This window comes from Bartonella sp. P12B (assembly GCF_055796185.1).
This window is the reverse complement of record NZ_JBTTDI010000012.1, coordinates 11,567-30,157: the sequence shown is the minus strand read 5'-3', so window position 1 is coordinate 30,157 and position 18,591 is coordinate 11,567. Positions and strand designations below refer to the sequence as shown.

Sequence of the window (18,591 nt, the reverse complement as noted above, 5' to 3'; positions counted from 1 at the left end):
TGGTATCTACCTTCATTGCACCCCCCCATGGATTTGTTCTCTCAAGCAAGCTAATCCTCTGGATGTGATTTTCGTGGAAGGAAGCACCTTTTCTGTACCATCGGGTCTTTGAATAGTAATAGCAGGGCAATCCATCAAACCTTTCTTGATCTTATCCTGATAGGGTAACAAAGGAGCCCCCGGAACCCTTCGATAGACCCAATCATGTTTACGCAAATAATCGGTTAAATCTTTTGGTCGTACTTCAAGCATCTTTGCGGCTTCAATCAAACCAAACAGACCATCAGAGCGTTTTAAACCATCAAGTGCTTTTGCTTTGGGTTCTAACTCAGCAATCACGTGATCTTTCTGCTCAATTTGGCTTTGTAAGTGATTCAAGAAACCAATCATTGCTTGAGGACTTGAGTAGTCAATCTGAGATGTTGCCACTTGTGCTTCCAGTGCTTGCCAACGATCTATGATTTTAGCTCGTAAAGCAGTGCTGTAACCTGAGACAAGGATTAAACATTCGCGTTTGGGAAGATGATAACAATTTTTGGCTTTACCTTGTTTGTCTAAATAGGTGGCTTCAAATTTGAATTCACCTCTTTTCTCTCCTAATTCAGTTAACATATTTCTTATATCACGCATAACATTGCTATGTTGTTTTCCACATAACTCAGCAATTTCACGACTGGACATAGTCTGAACGGCTGCACTATTATTAGCAGTGCTTCCCATAGTTTCCATAAAAGTATTCATGATAACTCCTACATGTAATTAGACGTTTCTTATTGACACTCCAAAGGAATGCCGGGTGCTAAGAAACACGGCATGTAGTCCGTCGCTATGTCTTCCCCATAAGAGTATTGTATAACATAGCTACACCCGACAAGATCATTATATGCGTGTAACATATAATGAGTCAAAGCCTTTAATACACGGAAAAACGATTGTTTCGGCAATCCATCCGCTACATGTCTAAGGTGTTTCTTAGGCACCTGATTCGACAATAGACACGTTCGTGCTATATTGTCAAGTCGTCATTGATATAAAAGACGCCCATTGCTCCAAAAGAACACGCCGTTGCTCTAAGAAATCTGTTCGCATGTAAGCTTTTGTCACTGAATTACCAACTGAATGCGCAAGAACAGATTCTGCAATTTCAAATGGTGTTGATGTTGTCTCCGCTATCCAGTCACGAAGACTCGATCTAAAACCATGAGGTCTATAATCAAAGCCTTTGTCTTTCATGAATTTAGAAAGCGTTGCATCAGAAATTGGTTTGCCTTTAAGCCCTGCAAATAGAAAGCCCTTTTTTTCAAAAGGCAGAGTTTTTTCAATGACTTTCATAGCTTCATTACTCAGTGGCACACGAAAGTCTAAAACTTTTCCTACAATACCTTTCATATTTTCTTTGGGTATGGTCCATATATTTTTATCAATCTGCTCAAGACGCAAATAGCGCAATGGATATGATCGAGCACCTGTCAAAATCAGTAATTTTAATGCTAAATTTGAAAGGATCTTATCCTCTAAGTTTTGATAAAAAGCTGGAAGTTCTTGCCAAGGCATAGCAGGAATATTCGTCGTTGTCGCACGTGACTTTCCTAAAAGAGCACGTGCTTTCATACAAGCCTGTAGGTCAACATCCAAGCCAAGAGCAGCAGCATATTTCAAGCAAATATTGATACGATTCAGTGCTTTTCGCGCTGTATCTGCTTTTTCATGCCAAAGAGGAGCAAGAACATTGCGAATGATATTGGCTGTCAATTTTTCTATAGATAATTTGCCTATATGTGGAATAACATGCAACTCTAGTGGAGAAAACCAACGACCATTTTTTCCTTCATTTTTCAGCTCTGCTTTTTTGCTTTCAAAAGCCGCTTGCGCAACTTCTTGAAAGATATTGCTTTGCTGTTTTAAAATAGTCTGCTCTCTAAAAACAATAGGATCATTACCTTCTTTAAGAATATCACTATAATGCCTAGCAAGCTCACGCGCTTCTTTTAAAGAAAGCTTTGTAACAGGACCAAGCCCCATTTCACGGCGCTTATTGTGGTGCGTATAGCGAAAAAACCAAGAACGCGTATTGTCTTTTCGAACATTTAACCATAGCCCTGCCCCATCACAATATTTACCTTGTGGAGACGTCTTTACGAATGATGCTGATAACCGATGAATCGCTCTCACTTAACGCCCCCTCTCGTCCACCTTTTTGGGTCCACCTTTTAGACCACCTTTAATTTCTGATTTGAGATTTTTTCTTTAATACTTAATTTTTTTATTGGAACATAAAAAATTATATACATCAATACACTCTTGCACGTCTTTATACTGTTTGATTCTTGCTAATAAAGCCCGCTCTGCCCTCTCTAGGAAACGAACCAATAAATCGTTTGAGTTCAACTTCTTGAAATTTGAAAGGGAAATTTAATTTCTCTGGAGTCGCTAATCTTGCTGTAGATGCGATGATAATAGCGATATTTTATGTCCATTCAGATATTGATTTGATTGCAACAGTTCGAGTTTGGATAGAAGTCTTATTTTGGGTAACTACTCTTATCACTTACCTGAACAATGAGTAGCGTATTGGTCATATATTAGAATCCTACATATAATTGCCCTATGGGTATCATCTTCAACGTCGGGACGTGAATAGATGAACTACCTTTGCTGGAACCACTCTTCAATATGAGAGCCTATGCGGTTTATAATACTCTTTCTTTTATAGGGAAGCATTATATCATGCAGTTTCCTGGTAGTTTTACACAATAAAGGAACACTTCTTACATTTGAGGAATTATGTGTTATCATGTCTCTTACACCATTCATCATTTCTTTTTCAAAGACATCAAAATCCACGGTCATAGTTTCTTTAATGCCCTTGATGAGCTCTTGATCTATTAATCTAATCGCATCTTTTGCCCAGTTAAAATCTTCTTTTTTCCAACCAAAATCTTTACGTAACAAATCTCCTATGTCTGTGTACAAAAGATTTTCATTAATTTTACAAATAAGAATAAAATATGGATAAAGCTCTACTATCTCATTCTTATTTATCTCTTCCTCATTAAGATATTCCTCTCCATCACCAAATCCCAATTCATAAGAACTTTGAGATTTCAAGTATTGTTTGGCTTTAACTAGCTTCCTTTCATACTCACCTGCTTTATACTCTCTTGCCCTATGTGCTCTGTATACTAAATCGCGTTTTTCTTTAGCTAAATCACCTAATTTCAAACTAAGTTTAAGTCTCTCGTCAATGAGATCTCTTTGTTCCTGTATAAGTCTATCATGTTCTGTATTAGAAACGCGGATTTGTGAAAGCGTCAAATCAGCAAATGTTTTTTCAATAAACTTTATTCTCTTTTCAACAACTCGCAATCTTTCTTTCATACGCTCGTACTTTTCATCAAGAGTTAAACCAGAAAGAGATAACTCTGTTAAACTAAACTCAGCATGCGCGTTTTTAAAACCACATATTAAAGTTAATAATAAAAAAGCTATAGTTAGCAATTTGTGTGATGAAAAAATCATATTATGCTACTTTTTCTTGTCCTCTTGAGAAGGTTTATAAAAAGCCATTCCGCTCTATGTTGGAATCCCTCATTATGGCTGTGCTAATTAAGTTATTTCTTCGATTCTATCAATATGTATTATATATGGAAATTTCAAAGAGTATTTTTATTATGAACTTAAAGTTTATTTTATAAAAGTTCAATAACCGAATATTCTATAAAATACTTTAACAAGTAAGTCATCACTTTGAATTATAAAAAGAAATTCTAAACAGAATGTTTCTCGACCATTTCTACAAGTTGTGTCATAGTATCCGCTGCTCCAACGAGCCTTTCATCCACTGTGGACCAATCACGAATAAGAGCGATACTTTGATCTGGTCGAATCTTTGCCATCGTTCCTTGTTTGGCAATCCATTGGACAAGGGCAACACTATTTGCAAAATAATTATTACGAAATTGTATAACCACCCCCTTTGGTCCAGTATCTAATTTTTCTACATGCGCTTTTCGACACAATGTTTTTATATAAAAAACTTTAAGGAGGTGCTGAACTTCAAGAGGTAAAGGACCAAAGCGATCTATTAACTCAGCTGCAAATTCATCAATTTGTTCTAAATCATCAAATTCTGTCAAACGACGATAAAGTCCCATACGGAGTGATAAATCAGGTACAAAACTTTCTGGTATTATAACAGTTGTACCAAGTGAAATTTGAGGAGACCATTGCTTGTCTTCATTATGCTCGCCATCTTTCAATTCAGTGACAGCTTCTTCAAGCATTTTTTGATAGAGCTCAAATCCAACTTCTTTAATATGCCCTGATTGCTCTTCACCTAAGAAATTACCCGATCCGCGAATATCCATATCATGACTTGCTAATTGAAAACCAGCCCCTAAGGTATCAAGAGATTGTAAGACTTTAAGGCGACGATCAGCCGCAGCTGTTAAAACTTTACCAGAAGGATACGTAAAGAGTGCGTAAGCACGCTGTTTTGAACGCCCTACCCTACCACGCAGTTGGTAGAGAGCAGCAAGACCAAACATCTCGGCACGATGAACGATTAATGTATTAGCTGTTGGAATATCAAGACCGGATTCAATAATGGTTGTTGACAGCAGGACATCATATTGTCCATCATAAAATGCATTCATAATATCATCAAGCTGTCCAGCAGGCATTTGACCATGAGCAACAACGAATTTGATTTCTGGAACATGCGTTTTGAGATATTCTTCTACAAAGCCAAGATCAGAAATACGAGGACACACATAAAAACTTTGTCCACCACGATAATATTCTCGAAGTAATGTTTCGCGTATAACAAGTGAATCAAACGGTGCAATAAAGGTACGAACAGCCATTCTATCAATAGGTGGCGTCGTTATCAAAGAAAGTTCCCGTACCCCTGATAATGCTAACCCTAAGGTTCGTGGTATGGGGGTTGCTGAAAGTGTGAGGACATGAATATCACTTTTAAGTTCTTTTAAACGCTCTTTATGTTTTACGCCAAAATGTTGCTCTTCATCAATGATAAGAAGTCCTAACCGCAAAAAATTAACTGCATCACTTAATAATGCATGCGTTCCAATGACAATATCGATCGTACCATCTGAGATCCCTTTTTTGACTTGCGCAAGTTCTTTGGTTTTCACAAGTCTTGAGGCATGGCCAATTTTAACAGGTAATCCTTGAAAACGTGAAATAAAAGTTTTGTAATGTTGTCGTGAAAGCAAAGTTGTCGGCACAACAACAGCAACTTGATAACCATTTAATGCTGCAACAAAGGCACTTCGAATAGCAACTTCTGTTTTTCCAAAACCAACATCACCACATATCAAGCGATCCATTGGTTTTCCTGAAGCTAAATCTTCTAGAACAGCATCAATCGCATCCATCTGATCTTCTGTTTCTTCATAAGGAAAACATGCAACGAATTCATCAAATGGCCCAATTGGTGGAATTAAAGCAGGCGCCGAACGCAGAGCACGCTCTGCAGCTATATGAATCAACTGACCAGCCATTTCTAATAAATGTTTTTTCAGTCGTGTTTTTCGCGCTTGCCAACCAACCCCACCTAATTTATCTAACGTGACATCCGTTCCCTCCGATCCATAACGTGAAAGAAGTTCGATATTTTCAATAGGTAAAAAGAGCCGATCACCTCCAGCGTATTTAATTTCAAGACAATCCCGTAAAATTCCTGTTGTTTTAATGGTTTTAAGACCAATAAATTGTCCAATACCATGATCAATATGCACAACGATATCGCTAGAATTTAAAGCTGCAATTTCAGAAATAAAATTTGTATTATTTTTACGCCGTTTTGGTGATCTTATGAGTCGATCACCAAGGATATCTTGCTCTGTTATGAGAGCAAAATCTTCTCCTTCAAAGCCGTGCTCTATCATTATAACAGCTGCTGTTATATGATCACGGGGGGTTGCTCTGACAGTTTGTAATGATCTCACAACATCTATTTTTTGCAATCCATGCTCTTCAAGCACCTGTAATAAACGATTCAAAGATCCTTCACTCCAACATGCTAAAAGTACCTTTTTGCCAGCAGCGCGCAATGAAGCAATATGAGAAACGACACTTGAGAAAACATTTTTTTCTTGCGCATTACGCTCTTTTACAAAATCATATCCCTGTTTAATATTTGCATGAATAAGCGTTTTTCCTAAAGCTTGTGGAACATTAAAAGGTGTAAAATCAACACGCTGCCCACATTTTTGCGCACACTCTAAAACATTCTCTGGCGTTAAATAGAGAAGACTAGGATTTATAGGATGATAGGAAGTAGAGCTTTCTTTATCATTTTCACGCTCCTTACGTGCATCATAATAATCTTCAATAAGGCGATAACGCTCAATCAGGACTTCTTCTATGAGATGTTCAAAAATAATGGGAAAATTGCTACAATAGTCAAAAAAAGTGTCAAGATTCTCATAAAAAAATGGCAACCAATGTTCCATACCAGCAAAGCGTCGCCCTTGAGAAAGAGCTTCATAAAGCATATTGTTTTTTTGAGATACACCGAATGTGCGAATATAATTGCTTTTAAATCGGCTTAGACATTCAGGTGTCAGAACAACTTCACTCATCGAATGTAACAAAAACTCAGTCTTTTGACGTGTTGTTCTTTGTGTTTCTGTATCAAATACGCGGATGGTTTCTAAGGTATCACCAAAAAAATCAAGCCGCAAAGGCTCAACATCAATGGGAGAAAAAATATCAAGAATTCCTCCTCTTACAGCAAATTCACCAACATCTCGAACAACTGTCACGCGCTCAAAACCATTGCATTCTAGAGATTGAATTAAATGCCTCATGTTAATGCGCTGTCCAACACGTACGTGAATCATTTGATTTTCAATCATTTCACGTGGAGGTAATTTTTGCATAATCGCATTTGCTGTTGTTAATATAATCGCAGTGCATGGACTGTGACGTAAATTTGCTATATGAGTCAAAGTGGATAATCGGCGTGCTGTAATAGCAATACTAGGTGATACACGATCATAAGGTAGACAATCCCACGCTGGGAATTGAAATACAGGTAAATTTGGTTCAATAAAATTCAAAACTTGCTGCAAATGAGCAATCTTTGTTCCATCACGGACAACATAGACAAGCGGTTTATCCTGTGCAATTGCTGAACGCAATTTAGTCAGTGCAAAGGCTTCAAATCCATCAGTAATTCCTTCAAAGATCACATGAGCAGAAATATGTTGGGGGATGATAATTTTTTTAAATATGGACATCGGGATCAATTTAAATTTATGCAAACATGATAGTTTATAATGTCGCGAAAAAGCGGGCCATCTATTTCAGAAGGAGGAGAAATTTCTCCTGTAACCCACATCAATAAATCTCGATCATCAAAACCCATAATATATTCAAGTTCAGAAACCATTTTATCACACATCTTAGCAATATGTGCATCCACATAGTGTCCAAAAATAAGATCCATTTCACGAATACCACGGTGCCATGCACGAAAAACCAACCGGCGACGACGTGCATCCAGTTGATTTTTATCAACGACAAAAACTGTCATAAAAGGCCTCCTTGAATGAAATAAAAAGTATATACATAGGTTCTGTTCAGTCTTTGGAATAAATTTTGCATCTTACCTTTAAGGAAGTTCAATAATCTTTTTTTCTTTAAGCGTAATTCGACGATGCATTTGTTTAGCCAAAGCGTAATTGTGTGTTGCAATAAGAGCAGAAAGACCAGATTGACGAACAAGAGCGGATAAAGCTTGAAAGACATAAGCTGAAGTTACAGGATCAAGATTCCCTGTAGGCTCATCAGCCAAAAGAACCGAAGGACCATTTGCTACTGCACGTGCAATAGCAACACGTTGCTGTTCCCCACCTGATAGTTCCGATGGGCGATGGCTGGCGCGATGAGAAATACGCAGATATTTTAACAATTTAAATGCACGATCTTCTGCTATGGATTTTTTAAATCCTGCTATCATTTGCGGTATCATAACGTTTTCTAAAGCTGTGAATTCTGGAAGCAGGTGATGAAATTGATAGACAAAACCGATATCATGTCGTCTAATAGCTGTTCGCTCACTATCAGAACGCTTCGCACAAGAAATTCCCCTTAACATCACATCACCAGCGGTTGGTTTTTCCAATAACCCAGCAATATGAAGAAGTGTTGATTTTCCAGCCCCAGATGGTGCAACAAGTGCAACGAGTTCCCCACGATTAAGGATAAAATTTGCTTTATCTAAAATAATAAGAGGCTTATTGCTCTCAAAGAAATGTTGCTCAATCTCTACAAGCTCTAAAATAGCTGTCATTATTCATACCTTAAAGCTTGTACAGGATCTAGCTTAGCAGCTCGCCATGCTGGGATGAGTGCAGCGAGAAATGACAAAAATAATGCCATAACAGCAACTAGGACTGTTTGTCGCCAATCAATTTGTGAAGGCAATTTTGTTAAAAAGTAAAGTTGAGGATTAAAAACATCGACATTAAATAACCAAGATACAAAATCTTGAATATGATTGATATTTGCGCTTGCTATAACACCAAAAATTAAGCCCAATATTGTTCCAATAAATCCAATCATCATACCAGTGACAATAAAGATACGCATAACCGCACTTTGTTGTGCACCCATCGTGCGTAAAATTGCAATATCATGGCTTTTATCTTTTACAAGCATAATCAAACCTGAAATAATATTCAAAGCAGCAACAAGAACAATAAGAGAAAGAATGAAAAACATAACATTCCGTTCAATTTGTAAAGCTGAAAAAAAAGCCTGATTGCGCTCACGCCAATCAATTAAATAGATTTGTTGATCAACTGCTTTCTCTATAATTGGTTTTATTCGATCAACAGCATCGGGATCATTTAGAAATAATTCTAAAGACTGAATCTTATCTCCTAAATTAAAAAACATTTGTGCTTCATGAAGAGGCATAAAAACAAATATTGAATCATATTCAGACATACCAACTTCAAAAATAGCGCTTACTTTATAAGCCTTAACACGTGGAGTAACCCCAAAAGGAGTTGCATCACCATCTGGAGTAATGACACGAAGATAATGCCCAACTGTAAGCCCTAATTTTGTAGCCAAACCAATTCCAATTGCAACACCTTCTTCTTTATCAAATTGAGCAAGTGAACCTAACTTAATATTTTGAGATACTGTTTTAAGCTTCTCTAAATCCTGTTTACGCATACCACGAACTAACGCACCAGAGCCTCCTTCCAGTTCACCCTGAACAAGTGCTTGCCCCTCAATAACAGGTAAAGAAAACTTTACACCATTTACAGATTCTAGAGAAGAAATGAGAGTTTTATAATCAGAAAAACCTGAATGAACTGCTTGAACAATAAGGTGTCCATTCATACCAAGAATACGATTGAGAAGCTCTGTGCGAAAGCCATTCATTACCGCCATAACAACAACCAGAGCAAACACCCCTAACATAATTCCAATAAGAGAAATGATTGAAATAACTGATGCAACGACATGTTTTTTATTGGGAATCATATAACGAAAGGCGATCATCCACTCATAAGACGAAAACCCTTTACTGCTCAACCTCTTCATACTATTGCCTATAAAACTACAGAAAACTTTTTGAGTACATCTTCAACCATTAGAGATTCTTTGACACCTGTTTTTCGATCTTTAATTTCAACTTTATTTTGCGCGATGCTTTTAGGCCCAACAATTATTTGTGTTGGTAGGCCAATTAAATCCATTGTTGCAAATTTAGTTCCGGGACGCTCATCTCTATCATCCAATAATGGGTCAAATCCAGCAAGTCTTAATCCCCGATAGAGAGTTTCACACGTAAGTGTACATTTCTCATCCTCTGGTTTCATATTAATGATCCCAAAGTCAAATGGCGCCATAGAGCTTGGCCAAATAATACCATTTTCATCATGAGAAGCTTCAATAGCTGCTGCAACAAGACGCGAAGGTCCAATGCCATAAGATCCCATAGAGACAACATGCTCTTTTCCATCTTGTCCCATAACTTTTGCTCCCATTGGAGCAGAATATTTCGTGCCAAAGTGGAAAATATGCCCCACTTCAATACCACGCGCTGAAAGACGACTCTGATCAGAAATTTTAGCCCACTCTTCTTCATTATGCATTTCTTCTGTCGCTGCATAAAAAGACGTCCACTGTTTAACAATATCAGCTAAAATTATTGTATCATTAAAATCAATTGAACTGTCTGGAACAGTAAGCTCAAGAAATTGTTTATCACAGAAGATGGCACTCTCTCCTGTTTCAGCCAAAATAATAAATTCATGACTGAGTTCACCACCAATTGGACCTGTATCAGCACGCATAGGAATTGCCCTTAAGCCAAGACGAGCAAAAGTGCGTAAATAAGCAATAAACATACGATTATAAGATGTTTGAGAACCTTCATAATCAAGATCAAAAGAATAGGCATCTTTCATTAAAAACTCTCGTGAGCGCATCACACCAAAACGTGGACGGATTTCATCACGAAATTTCCATTGAATATGGTATAAATTAAGTGGAAGATCTTTATAAGAACGAATATAAGAACGAAAAATATCTGTTACCAACTCTTCGTTTGTCGGACCATAAAGCAAATCACGTTTTTGACGATCTTTAATGCGAAGCATCTCCAAACCATAATCATCATAACGGCCACTTTCACGCCAAAGATCAGCAGATTGAATTGTAGGCATTAATATTTCTATAGCACCAGCACGTTCTTGCTCTTCACGAATAATCTTACAAACTTTATCAAGCACTCTTTTACCCAATGGGAGCCAAGAATAAATCCCTGATGTTTGTTGGCGAATCATCCCTGCACGCAACATCAATCGATGAGAAACAATCTCTGCTTCCTTAGGATTCTCTTTTAAAAGTGGAAGAAAATATTGAGAAAGACGCATTGAAATAATTAACTCCTAATCAGATCTATCATATTGAAACAATTTAAAGTAGATACTTCCTCTATAGCTACCTTCTGAAGGCTTGCAAACATAACGATCATATTTTTAAAAATTTATGTGCTCTAGTCCTTATCGAGCTTATTTTTTACGATAAAATAATCTTATAATTTAGTTTTCTCTTTTTTTCATTAAAAAGAAAATAACATAAAACTAAAATACTTCATTTTGACTGATGTAAAAAAACTGTACAAATAGGCTTTTTTTGCCAAGCTTCATTGACAGCTGCCCTTACTGCACGCCGCGTTGCTTCTCGAATAAGTTCATTATTTTTTCGTTTGATCCGTGGAATGTTGTAAAATGTATTTTCCACAACATTTAAGAGAATATCTTTCAAATTCTCCCCTTTTCCATTACTTTCAGGTAGTCCGAATGTGGTTAAACCAATATCGCTCAATAATTCATGCTTACTATTCATATGAAGGGAAACAGCAACGTAACCAGCGTAACTTAATTTGCGACGTTCACGGATTCCTAATTCATCCTCATCTCCAATAAGGCAACCATCCTTATAGATGCGACCAACAGGAACTTGATCAATGACTTCTACAGGCTCTGGTGCAAGACGTAATATACTGCCATTTCTAATATCTGTAACAATTTCAATACCTGCTTGACGCGCTAAAGTTGCCTGAGCAGTAAGATGTATTGCTTCTCCGTGTACAGGAACAAGTATCTTTGGTTTTGTCCAATCATACATCTGCATAAGTTCTAAACGACGAGGATGACCTGAAACATGAACAAGAGCCTCCTCATTTGTAATAACTTTAACGCCCATATCAATGAAACGATTTTGTATCTCAATAATAGCTTTTTCATTTCCTGGTATACTTCGTGACGAATAAATAACAGTATCACCAGTAGAAAGTGCAATATTTCTCATTCCATTGCGTGACAATTTTGCTAAGGCAGCACACGGTTCTCCTTGACTACCTGTCACAATTAAAACAATCTTGTTTCGTGGGATATGACCATAATCATCTTCCGTAACAAATGGAGCTAAACCATTCATATAACCAAGTTCTTGCGCAACCATAATACTCCGCTTTAGCGAGCGTCCAACAACAAGAACTTGGCGTCCGACAGATTCAGCTGCCAGAGCAATTGAACGTATCCGCCCAACATTCGAAGAAAAAGTAACTATTGCAACTCGCCCCTCAGCTTTCGAAAGAATTTCAGAAAGACTTGTCTGAACTTGTTGTTCTGATGGTGTTATACCATCTCGACATGCATTCGTGGAATCACAAAGCAATGCTAAAACACCTTTATTGCCTAAAATGCGAAATCGCTTTTCATCTGTTATAGCTCCAAGAGAAGGTGTATGATCAATTTTCCAATCGCCAGTGTGGATAATAGTGCCCAAAGACGTTGTAATAGCTAAAGATACAGATTCTGGAATTGAATGATTAACGGCAATAGCTTCAATTGCAAAGGAACCAATCTGAAAGCAATCACCAGATTGAAAAATATTGAATGCAATTTTATGAGACCCAAAATCTGATTGCTTTTTACTCTCCAATAATCCTGCTGTGAAAGGAGTGCAGTAAAGCGGGACTTTAAGCTTTGGCCATAAATCGAGGACAGCACCATAATGATCTTCATGAGCATGGGTTAAAATAAGACCACGCACATTATGTTTTTCACTTTCTAGAAAACGAATATCAGGTAAAATAAGATCTGCTCCTGGTAATTCAGGACCAGCAAAGCTCACTCCCATATCAACAAGAAGCCATTCACGAAGATTTTCGGGACCAAACCCATAAGCAGCGAGATTCATCCCTATTTCACCTACCCCTCCTAAAGGCAAAAAAACAAATTCACTCTCGTTGGCTGCAACCATAAACATCTCCTAAATTATCAAGATAATCTGATAGTGAAAATAGATTATCAACTAATAACAACCTGCATTAAGAGAAGCTGCCAAACCAAAATGGACATCTCCAGCTGTTATAATGGCTTGTTGACCATTTTTTTGTTTTACAAGGCAATTAAAATCACTATCAAGACCATCAAAAATACCTTCGATGACTTTTTTATCATTGAATACTTTTATATGCTGCCCAAGATGAGCAGAATATAAAAGCCATTTTTTACGAATTATATCAGCTCCTTCTGGTTGTTTCCAAAGAAGATAATTTTTAGAAAAACACTCAGCCAAAACTGTAAATAACTGTTCTGGTTCAATATACAAACCAATATTATTTAAACTTGAAGTAGGATATGGCGCATCTTCATAATGATGTTTTACATTTATTCCAATACCGATAACCAATGCACACTGTTGTGATGGCATTTTAAAAATCTCAAGCAAAACTCCAGAGCTTTTCGCTCCTCCTAGCAAAATATCATTTGGCCATTTTAAACTAACGATATTGTTTGATTGCTTTTCATCCTTTATAAATTGTTTTACTGCTTCTACCACACTAACGCCTGCAACAAAACCAAGCTGAGCAGCAGTTTGATGAACAATATCATCCATTAACAAAAGGCTAGAATAAAGGTTCCCTTTCGGACTAAACCATGTCCTGCCTCTTCTCGCTCTTCCTTGTAATTGTTCTTGTGCGACAACCCAAAGATAACCTGGATGACCAGCTTGTGCTTTTTCTTTTGCAATAAGATTTGTTGAATCAATACGTTCGTATGCTTCAACAGTGTATCCTTGTTTTTTTACAAAATCCGATAAAATGTAAACCATATTCATTAAAACAATGCAGCTGCTGCTGTTTCTGCTAAATCAGCAAACCAAGCTCCCAAAAGCATATAAAACAAAATAAAAAGTGCAGAAAGACCGAGACAAAATTGAAGCTCATTGGACAACATAATAAAACGCGCCTTTGCTTCATCAAACCACATAATTTTAATAACGCGCAAATAGTAAAAAGCCCCCACAACAGACGCTATCATCCCAACAATAGCAAGGGGAGTAAGTCCAGCATGAACAGCAGCAGAAAATGTATACCATTTCCCAAAAAAACCAGCCATAGGCGGTATACTTGCTAAGGAAAAAAGCTGTATGGTCATCACAACAGCCATAAATGGATTAGTCTTTATCAACCCTGAAAGATCATAAATATTTTCAACATTTCCGCTACTGGATCGCATTCCAAGAATAAAAGCAAAAGAACCAAGTGTCATGCCCAAATAAATAGTCATATAGAGAATAACACTTTTTATCCCAAGTATATCTCCAGCAGCTAAACCAACAAGCGCATATCCCATATGACCGATTGATGAATAAGCCATTAAACGCTTAATATTGCTCTGTCCAATTGCAGCAAATGCGCCAAGTATCATCGATGCAATCGCCATAAACACCAAAATTTGTTGCCACGCAGGCATAGAGCCATCAGAACTCCCTAATGGCATAAAGGTTGTAACAATAACACGAATAATGAGTGCCATCGCAGCAACTTTAGGAGCCCCAGCAAAAAATGCTGTAATAGGTGTTGGTGCTCCTTCATAAACATCAGGTGTCCACATATGAAATGGAACGGCAGAAATCTTGAAAGCCAAACCAGCTAAAATAAAAACAATTCCAAAAATAACCCCTAATTGTAAATTTTTACCTTTTAAAGCAATAGCAATTTCATGAAAGCCAATTTGACCAGTAAAACCATAAAGCAAAGAAATACCATACAGAAGCAATCCTGAAGACAATGCTCCTAAAACAAAATATTTGATACCGGCTTCAGAAGATTTCACATTATCACGATTGATCGCAGCTAGGATATACAAAGCTAAGGATTGTAATTCTAACCCCATATACAGTGAGAGCATATTACCAGCTGAAATCATCAGCATCATACCAAGAGTTGCTAAAAGAACGAGTATCGGAAATTCAAATACATCAAACTTTTGAGAACTCGTAAAAGCAACAGACATAATAAGAGCAAACAGTGCGCCAATGAGCGTCAAAATTTTCATATAACGACCAAAAGAGTCAATAATGAGTGCATTGGTCTGAAATAAACCACTTTTCGGAAAAACGATAATAATAACAATGGCAGCAACAAGAAGAGCAATGGAAAGCCCTGTCACCGTTAAAAAGGAACGCGTATTGGAGTAGACACCAATCAAAAGAAAGACTATCCCTCCCAATGCTATTAAAATCTCTGGAAGAATTAAGACTAATTGCGCTATTATTTCAGTTTGCATGAACATTCTTCCCTTATCTAATGCAGTTTATTGATGAGGGCTTCTACGGAAAACGCCGTTGCTTTAAGAATAGGCGTTGGATAGATACCAAAAAATATTGTAAGAACAACCATCGGATAAAGGATAAATTTTTCTCTTGTAGAAAGATCAATAAGGACTTTTAAATTCTCTTTATCCAACGAACCAAAAACCACACGCCGATAAAGGTAAAGTGCATAGGCAGCGGATAAAATAACACCAGTTGTGGCAAAAACAACAATCAATTTATTGACTTGAAAAACACCTATTAAAGTTAAAAATTCACCTAAAAATCCTGAGCTCCCAGGCAAACCGACATTTGCCATAGTAAAAATTAAGAAAACAACAGCATATTTGGGCATGTTGTTAACGAGACCACCAAAAGCTGAAATTTCACGTGTATGGAGACGATCGTAAATAACCCCGACACAAAGAAATAAAGCAGCTGAAACAATTCCATGCGAAAGCATCTGATAAATAGCACCTTGGATACCCTGTGCGTTGGCAGCAAAAATACCCATCGTTACATATCCCATATGCGCTATTGAGGAATAAGCAATAAGTTTTTTTATGTCATTTTGAACAAGTGCAACCAGTGATGTGTAAATAATAGCGATAAGCGATAACGTCAAAACCAAAGGAGCAAAAGTAGCCGAAGCAATAGGAAACATTGGTAAAGAAAAACGAAGAAAACCATACCCACCTAATTTGAGTAAAACACCAGCTAAAATAACCGAGCCAGCTGTAGGTGCTTCTACATGAGCATCAGGCAACCATGTATGAACAGGCCACATTGGCATTTTAACTGCAAAAGAAGCAAAAAATGCAAGCCATAACCAAATTTGCATATGCGCAGGAAATTGGTAAGCTAATAAAGTTGGTATATCAAGTGTGCCAGCTTCCCAATACATAGCCATAAGAGCAACCAGCATCAACACTGAACCAAGTAAAGTGTAAAGAAAAAACTTTATACTTGCGTAAACACGACGTGCGCCTCCCCAAACCCCTATAATAATAAACATTGGAATAAGGCTGCCTTCAAAAAAAACATAAAACAATATTGCATCAAGAGCACAAAAAACTCCAATAATTGCAACTTCAAGAAGAAGAAAAGCAATCATATAGGCTTTTAAGCTATCTTTAATATTTTCCCAACTCGCTAAAATACAGAAAGGCAAAAGAAAAGCCGAGAGAACTACAAAGAGGACAGAGATACCATCAACTCCCATATGATAGCTAATCCCCCCTCCTAACCAATCGATTTTCTCCACCATTTGAAAATGAGCATCTGTATGATCAAAACCTGCCCAAACAATTAAGGAAATAATAAAAACAAACACAGTCGTAAAAAATGCTACATTGCGTATATTATGCCGTGCTACTTCGCTATCGTCTTTGATAAACAAAATTAGCAGCACACCAATAAGTGGCAAAAATGTAACCGTAGAAAGAATAGGCCAATCGGTCATCAGTTTACGCCCCCGATCATCATCCATGTGATCAGCAATGCAATGCCTATAAGCATCGCAAATGCATAGTGATAAAGATAGCCTGTCTGCATCCGAACAACTCTGTTTGTAATATCAACGACACGCGCTGCAATACCATTCGGACCTAGACCATCAATAATCTTACCGTCCCCCACTTTCCAAAAAAAGAAACTAATTCTGAAAGCAGAACGAACAAACAAAAAGTTATAGAGTTGATCAAAATACCATTTTTGATAAAGAAAATGATAAATTCCTGGCATAATCCCAGCCAATTTTTTAGGAAGAGAAGGAAAAGAAATATAAAAGAAACAGGCTAATATAAAGCCAAAAATCATCGCTATAAAGGGCGACCATTTGACCCAATTAAATACGTTATGAGAATCATGAAGGATATGGTTGTGATCATTTGTAAAAAGCGCTCCCTTCCAAAAAACATCATACAAATCACCAAAAAAGTAAGGTTGGAAAAAGGCACCAGCAAATATTGCTCCAATAGATAAAATAAACAGTGGAATTAACATAACCGGAGGGGATTCATGAACATGATGCATAACATCAACTGTTGCTCGTGGTTTACCGTGAAATGTCATAAATATAAGGCGCCATGAATAAAAACTGGTTAAGAAAGCAGCAAAAACAAGAAGAGAGAAAGCATATCCTGAAGCAATATTATGTGATGCAAAAGCAGATTCTATAATTGCATCCTTGGAAAAAAAACCTGCAGTCCCAAAGAGTGTTCCTGGAATTCCGACACCTGTCAATGCAACTGTTCCTATCATCATCATCCAATAAGTTGCCTTTATATGCTTGCGTAACCCGCCCATTTTTCGCATATCTTGTTCATCAGACACAGCATGAATTACAGAGCCCGCCCCAAGAAATAATAAAGCTTTAAAAAAAGCATGCGTAAAAAGATGAAAAACAGCTGCTCCATAAGCTCCAACACCTAATGCAACAAACATATAGCCAAGCTGTGAACACGTAGAATAGGCAATTACGCGCTTAATATCATTTTGTACCAGTCCTACAGTTGCAGCAAAAAATGCAGTCGTTGCTCCAACAATAATAATTACTGTCAAAGCAATGGAAGAAAGTTCAAAAATTGGCGACATACGCGCAACCATAAAAACGCCAGCCGTTACCATTGTTGCCGCATGAATAAGCGCTGACACAGGAGTTGGTCCCTCCATTGCATCAGGAAGCCATGTATGTAAAAGAAATTGGGCTGATTTTCCCATCGCACCAATAAACAATAAAAGACATGTGACAGTAATTGCCGTTTGCCCATTAATCTGCCAACCTAAAAATGTTAGATTTTGTACGAAGCTCTTATCTGCAGCTTTTGCAAAAATAGAGGCAAAATCAACTGTTTGGAATAAAACAAAAATGCTAAAGATTCCTAAGAGAAAACCAAAGTCTCCAACACGATTAACAATAAAAGCTTTCATCGCAGCTTTATTGGCTGAATCTCGCTGAAACCAAAAACCAATGAGTAAGTAAGAAGCAAGTCCCACACCTTCCCATCCAAAAAACATTTGAATCAAGTTATTAGATGTCACCAACATAAGCATCATAAATGTAAATAGAGAAAGATAAGAAAAAAAACGGGATCTTGAAGGATCATGATGCATATAACCAATTGAATAAATATGCACTAATGCTGAAACACTATTCACAACAACGAGCATGACAGCTGTTAATGTATCGATATGTAAAGCCCAATCAAAAGTTAAATCACCAACAGCAAGCCAATGTAATACCAATACATCAACGACTGGAACATGACCAAGTGCAACATTCAAAAAAGCCATCCACGATAATATGGCAACAATCACCATAAAGCTACATGTCACCAATTCACTCGCGCGATCTCCGATAGTTTTTCCACCTATAGAAGCAATTAAAAAGCCAAAAAGCGGAAGAAAGACGATCGTATAATACAT

General features: G+C 37.2%; 13 protein-coding genes. All 13 read right to left on the bottom strand.

Annotation, left to right across the window (positions count from 1 at the left end):
• Positions 1–12: 12 nt before the first annotated feature.
• Entirely contained in the window at positions 13–741 is a 729-nt protein-coding gene (locus tag AC0QT1_RS07100; RefSeq protein WP_473201969.1) for a phage antirepressor KilAC domain-containing protein, read from the bottom strand.
• A 273-nt stretch (positions 742–1,014) separates the two neighbouring features.
• Positions 1,015–2,172 carry a tyrosine-type recombinase/integrase gene (locus AC0QT1_RS07095; protein WP_473201968.1) on the bottom strand — a complete coding sequence of 386 codons (1,158 nt, stop codon included), beginning with the start codon at positions 2,170–2,172 and terminating at the stop codon, positions 1,015–1,017.
• Between the two features lie 474 nt (positions 2,173–2,646).
• The gene (locus tag AC0QT1_RS07090; RefSeq protein WP_473200658.1) at positions 2,647–3,519 is read right to left on the bottom strand and encodes a hypothetical protein; all 873 of its coding nucleotides are present in this window, start codon (positions 3,517–3,519) and stop codon (positions 2,647–2,649) included.
• A gap of 248 nt (positions 3,520–3,767) precedes the next feature.
• Positions 3,768–7,268 carry a transcription-repair coupling factor gene (gene mfd, locus AC0QT1_RS07085; protein ID WP_473201967.1) on the bottom strand — a complete coding sequence of 1,167 codons (3,501 nt, stop codon included), beginning with the start codon at positions 7,266–7,268 and terminating at the stop codon, positions 3,768–3,770.
• A 5-nt stretch (positions 7,269–7,273) separates the two neighbouring features.
• On the bottom strand, positions 7,274–7,564 hold the full coding sequence (locus AC0QT1_RS07080; RefSeq protein WP_473200656.1) for an FAD assembly factor SdhE: 291 nt from the start codon (positions 7,562–7,564) through the stop codon (positions 7,274–7,276).
• Positions 7,565–7,642: 78 nt separating this feature from the next.
• A complete protein-coding gene (locus tag AC0QT1_RS07075; protein ID WP_473200655.1) occupies positions 7,643–8,323 on the bottom strand; it encodes an ABC transporter ATP-binding protein in 681 nt (226 codons plus the stop codon).
• On the bottom strand, positions 8,323–9,591 hold the full coding sequence (locus AC0QT1_RS07070) for a lipoprotein-releasing ABC transporter permease subunit (RefSeq protein WP_473201966.1): 1,269 nt from the start codon (positions 9,589–9,591) through the stop codon (positions 8,323–8,325). Before AC0QT1_RS07070 ends, AC0QT1_RS07075 begins: the two co-directional genes overlap by 1 nt.
• Before the next feature lie 8 nt (positions 9,592–9,599).
• A complete protein-coding gene (gene proS / locus AC0QT1_RS07065) occupies positions 9,600–10,928 on the bottom strand; it encodes a proline--tRNA ligase (protein WP_473201965.1) in 1,329 nt (442 codons plus the stop codon).
• A 220-nt stretch (positions 10,929–11,148) separates the two neighbouring features.
• Positions 11,149–12,825 (bottom strand): ribonuclease J, encoded by a 1,677-nt coding sequence (locus AC0QT1_RS07060; RefSeq protein ID WP_473201964.1) that lies wholly within the window; start codon positions 12,823–12,825, stop codon positions 11,149–11,151.
• A gap of 51 nt (positions 12,826–12,876) precedes the next feature.
• A complete protein-coding gene (locus tag AC0QT1_RS07055; protein WP_473200651.1) occupies positions 12,877–13,686 on the bottom strand; it encodes a biotin--[acetyl-CoA-carboxylase] ligase in 810 nt (269 codons plus the stop codon).
• Entirely contained in the window at positions 13,686–15,140 is a 1,455-nt protein-coding gene (gene nuoN, locus AC0QT1_RS07050) for an NADH-quinone oxidoreductase subunit NuoN (protein ID WP_473200650.1), read from the bottom strand. The genes AC0QT1_RS07055 and nuoN overlap by 1 nt, the downstream gene beginning before the upstream one ends.
• A 17-nt stretch (positions 15,141–15,157) precedes the next feature.
• Positions 15,158–16,627 carry an NADH-quinone oxidoreductase subunit M gene (locus AC0QT1_RS07045; protein WP_473200668.1) on the bottom strand — a complete coding sequence of 490 codons (1,470 nt, stop codon included), beginning with the start codon at positions 16,625–16,627 and terminating at the stop codon, positions 15,158–15,160.
• Complete coding sequence (nuoL, locus tag AC0QT1_RS07040; RefSeq protein WP_473200649.1) at positions 16,627–18,591, bottom strand: NADH-quinone oxidoreductase subunit L; 1,965 nt, start codon at positions 18,589–18,591, stop codon at positions 16,627–16,629. The genes AC0QT1_RS07045 and nuoL overlap by 1 nt, the downstream gene beginning before the upstream one ends.

Excerpts from the sequence above, each read along its gene's own strand:
- AC0QT1_RS07100 (WP_473201969.1), bottom strand. The coding sequence starts at position 741 with ATGAATACTTTTATGGAAACTATGGGAAGCACTGCTAATAATAGTGCA.
- AC0QT1_RS07090 (WP_473200658.1), bottom strand. The coding sequence starts at position 3,519 with ATGATTTTTTCATCACACAAATTGCTAACTATAGCTTTTTTATTATTA.
- mfd (WP_473201967.1), bottom strand. The coding sequence starts at position 7,268 with ATGTCCATATTTAAAAAAATTATCATCCCCCAACATATTTCTGCTCAT.
- AC0QT1_RS07080 (WP_473200656.1), bottom strand. The coding sequence starts at position 7,564 with ATGACAGTTTTTGTCGTTGATAAAAATCAACTGGATGCACGTCGTCGC.
- AC0QT1_RS07075 (WP_473200655.1), bottom strand. The coding sequence starts at position 8,323 with ATGACAGCTATTTTAGAGCTTGTAGAGATTGAGCAACATTTCTTTGAG.
- AC0QT1_RS07070 (WP_473201966.1), bottom strand. The coding sequence starts at position 9,591 with ATGAAGAGGTTGAGCAGTAAAGGGTTTTCGTCTTATGAGTGGATGATC.
- proS (WP_473201965.1), bottom strand. The coding sequence starts at position 10,928 with ATGCGTCTTTCTCAATATTTTCTTCCACTTTTAAAAGAGAATCCTAAG.
- AC0QT1_RS07060 (WP_473201964.1), bottom strand. The coding sequence starts at position 12,825 with ATGGTTGCAGCCAACGAGAGTGAATTTGTTTTTTTGCCTTTAGGAGGG.
- AC0QT1_RS07055 (WP_473200651.1), bottom strand. The coding sequence starts at position 13,686 with ATGAATATGGTTTACATTTTATCGGATTTTGTAAAAAAACAAGGATAC.
- nuoN (WP_473200650.1), bottom strand. The coding sequence starts at position 15,140 with ATGCAAACTGAAATAATAGCGCAATTAGTCTTAATTCTTCCAGAGATT.
- AC0QT1_RS07045 (WP_473200668.1), bottom strand. The coding sequence starts at position 16,627 with ATGACCGATTGGCCTATTCTTTCTACGGTTACATTTTTGCCACTTATT.
- nuoL (WP_473200649.1), bottom strand. The coding sequence starts at position 18,591 with ATGTATTATACGATCGTCTTTCTTCCGCTTTTTGGCTTTTTAATTGCT.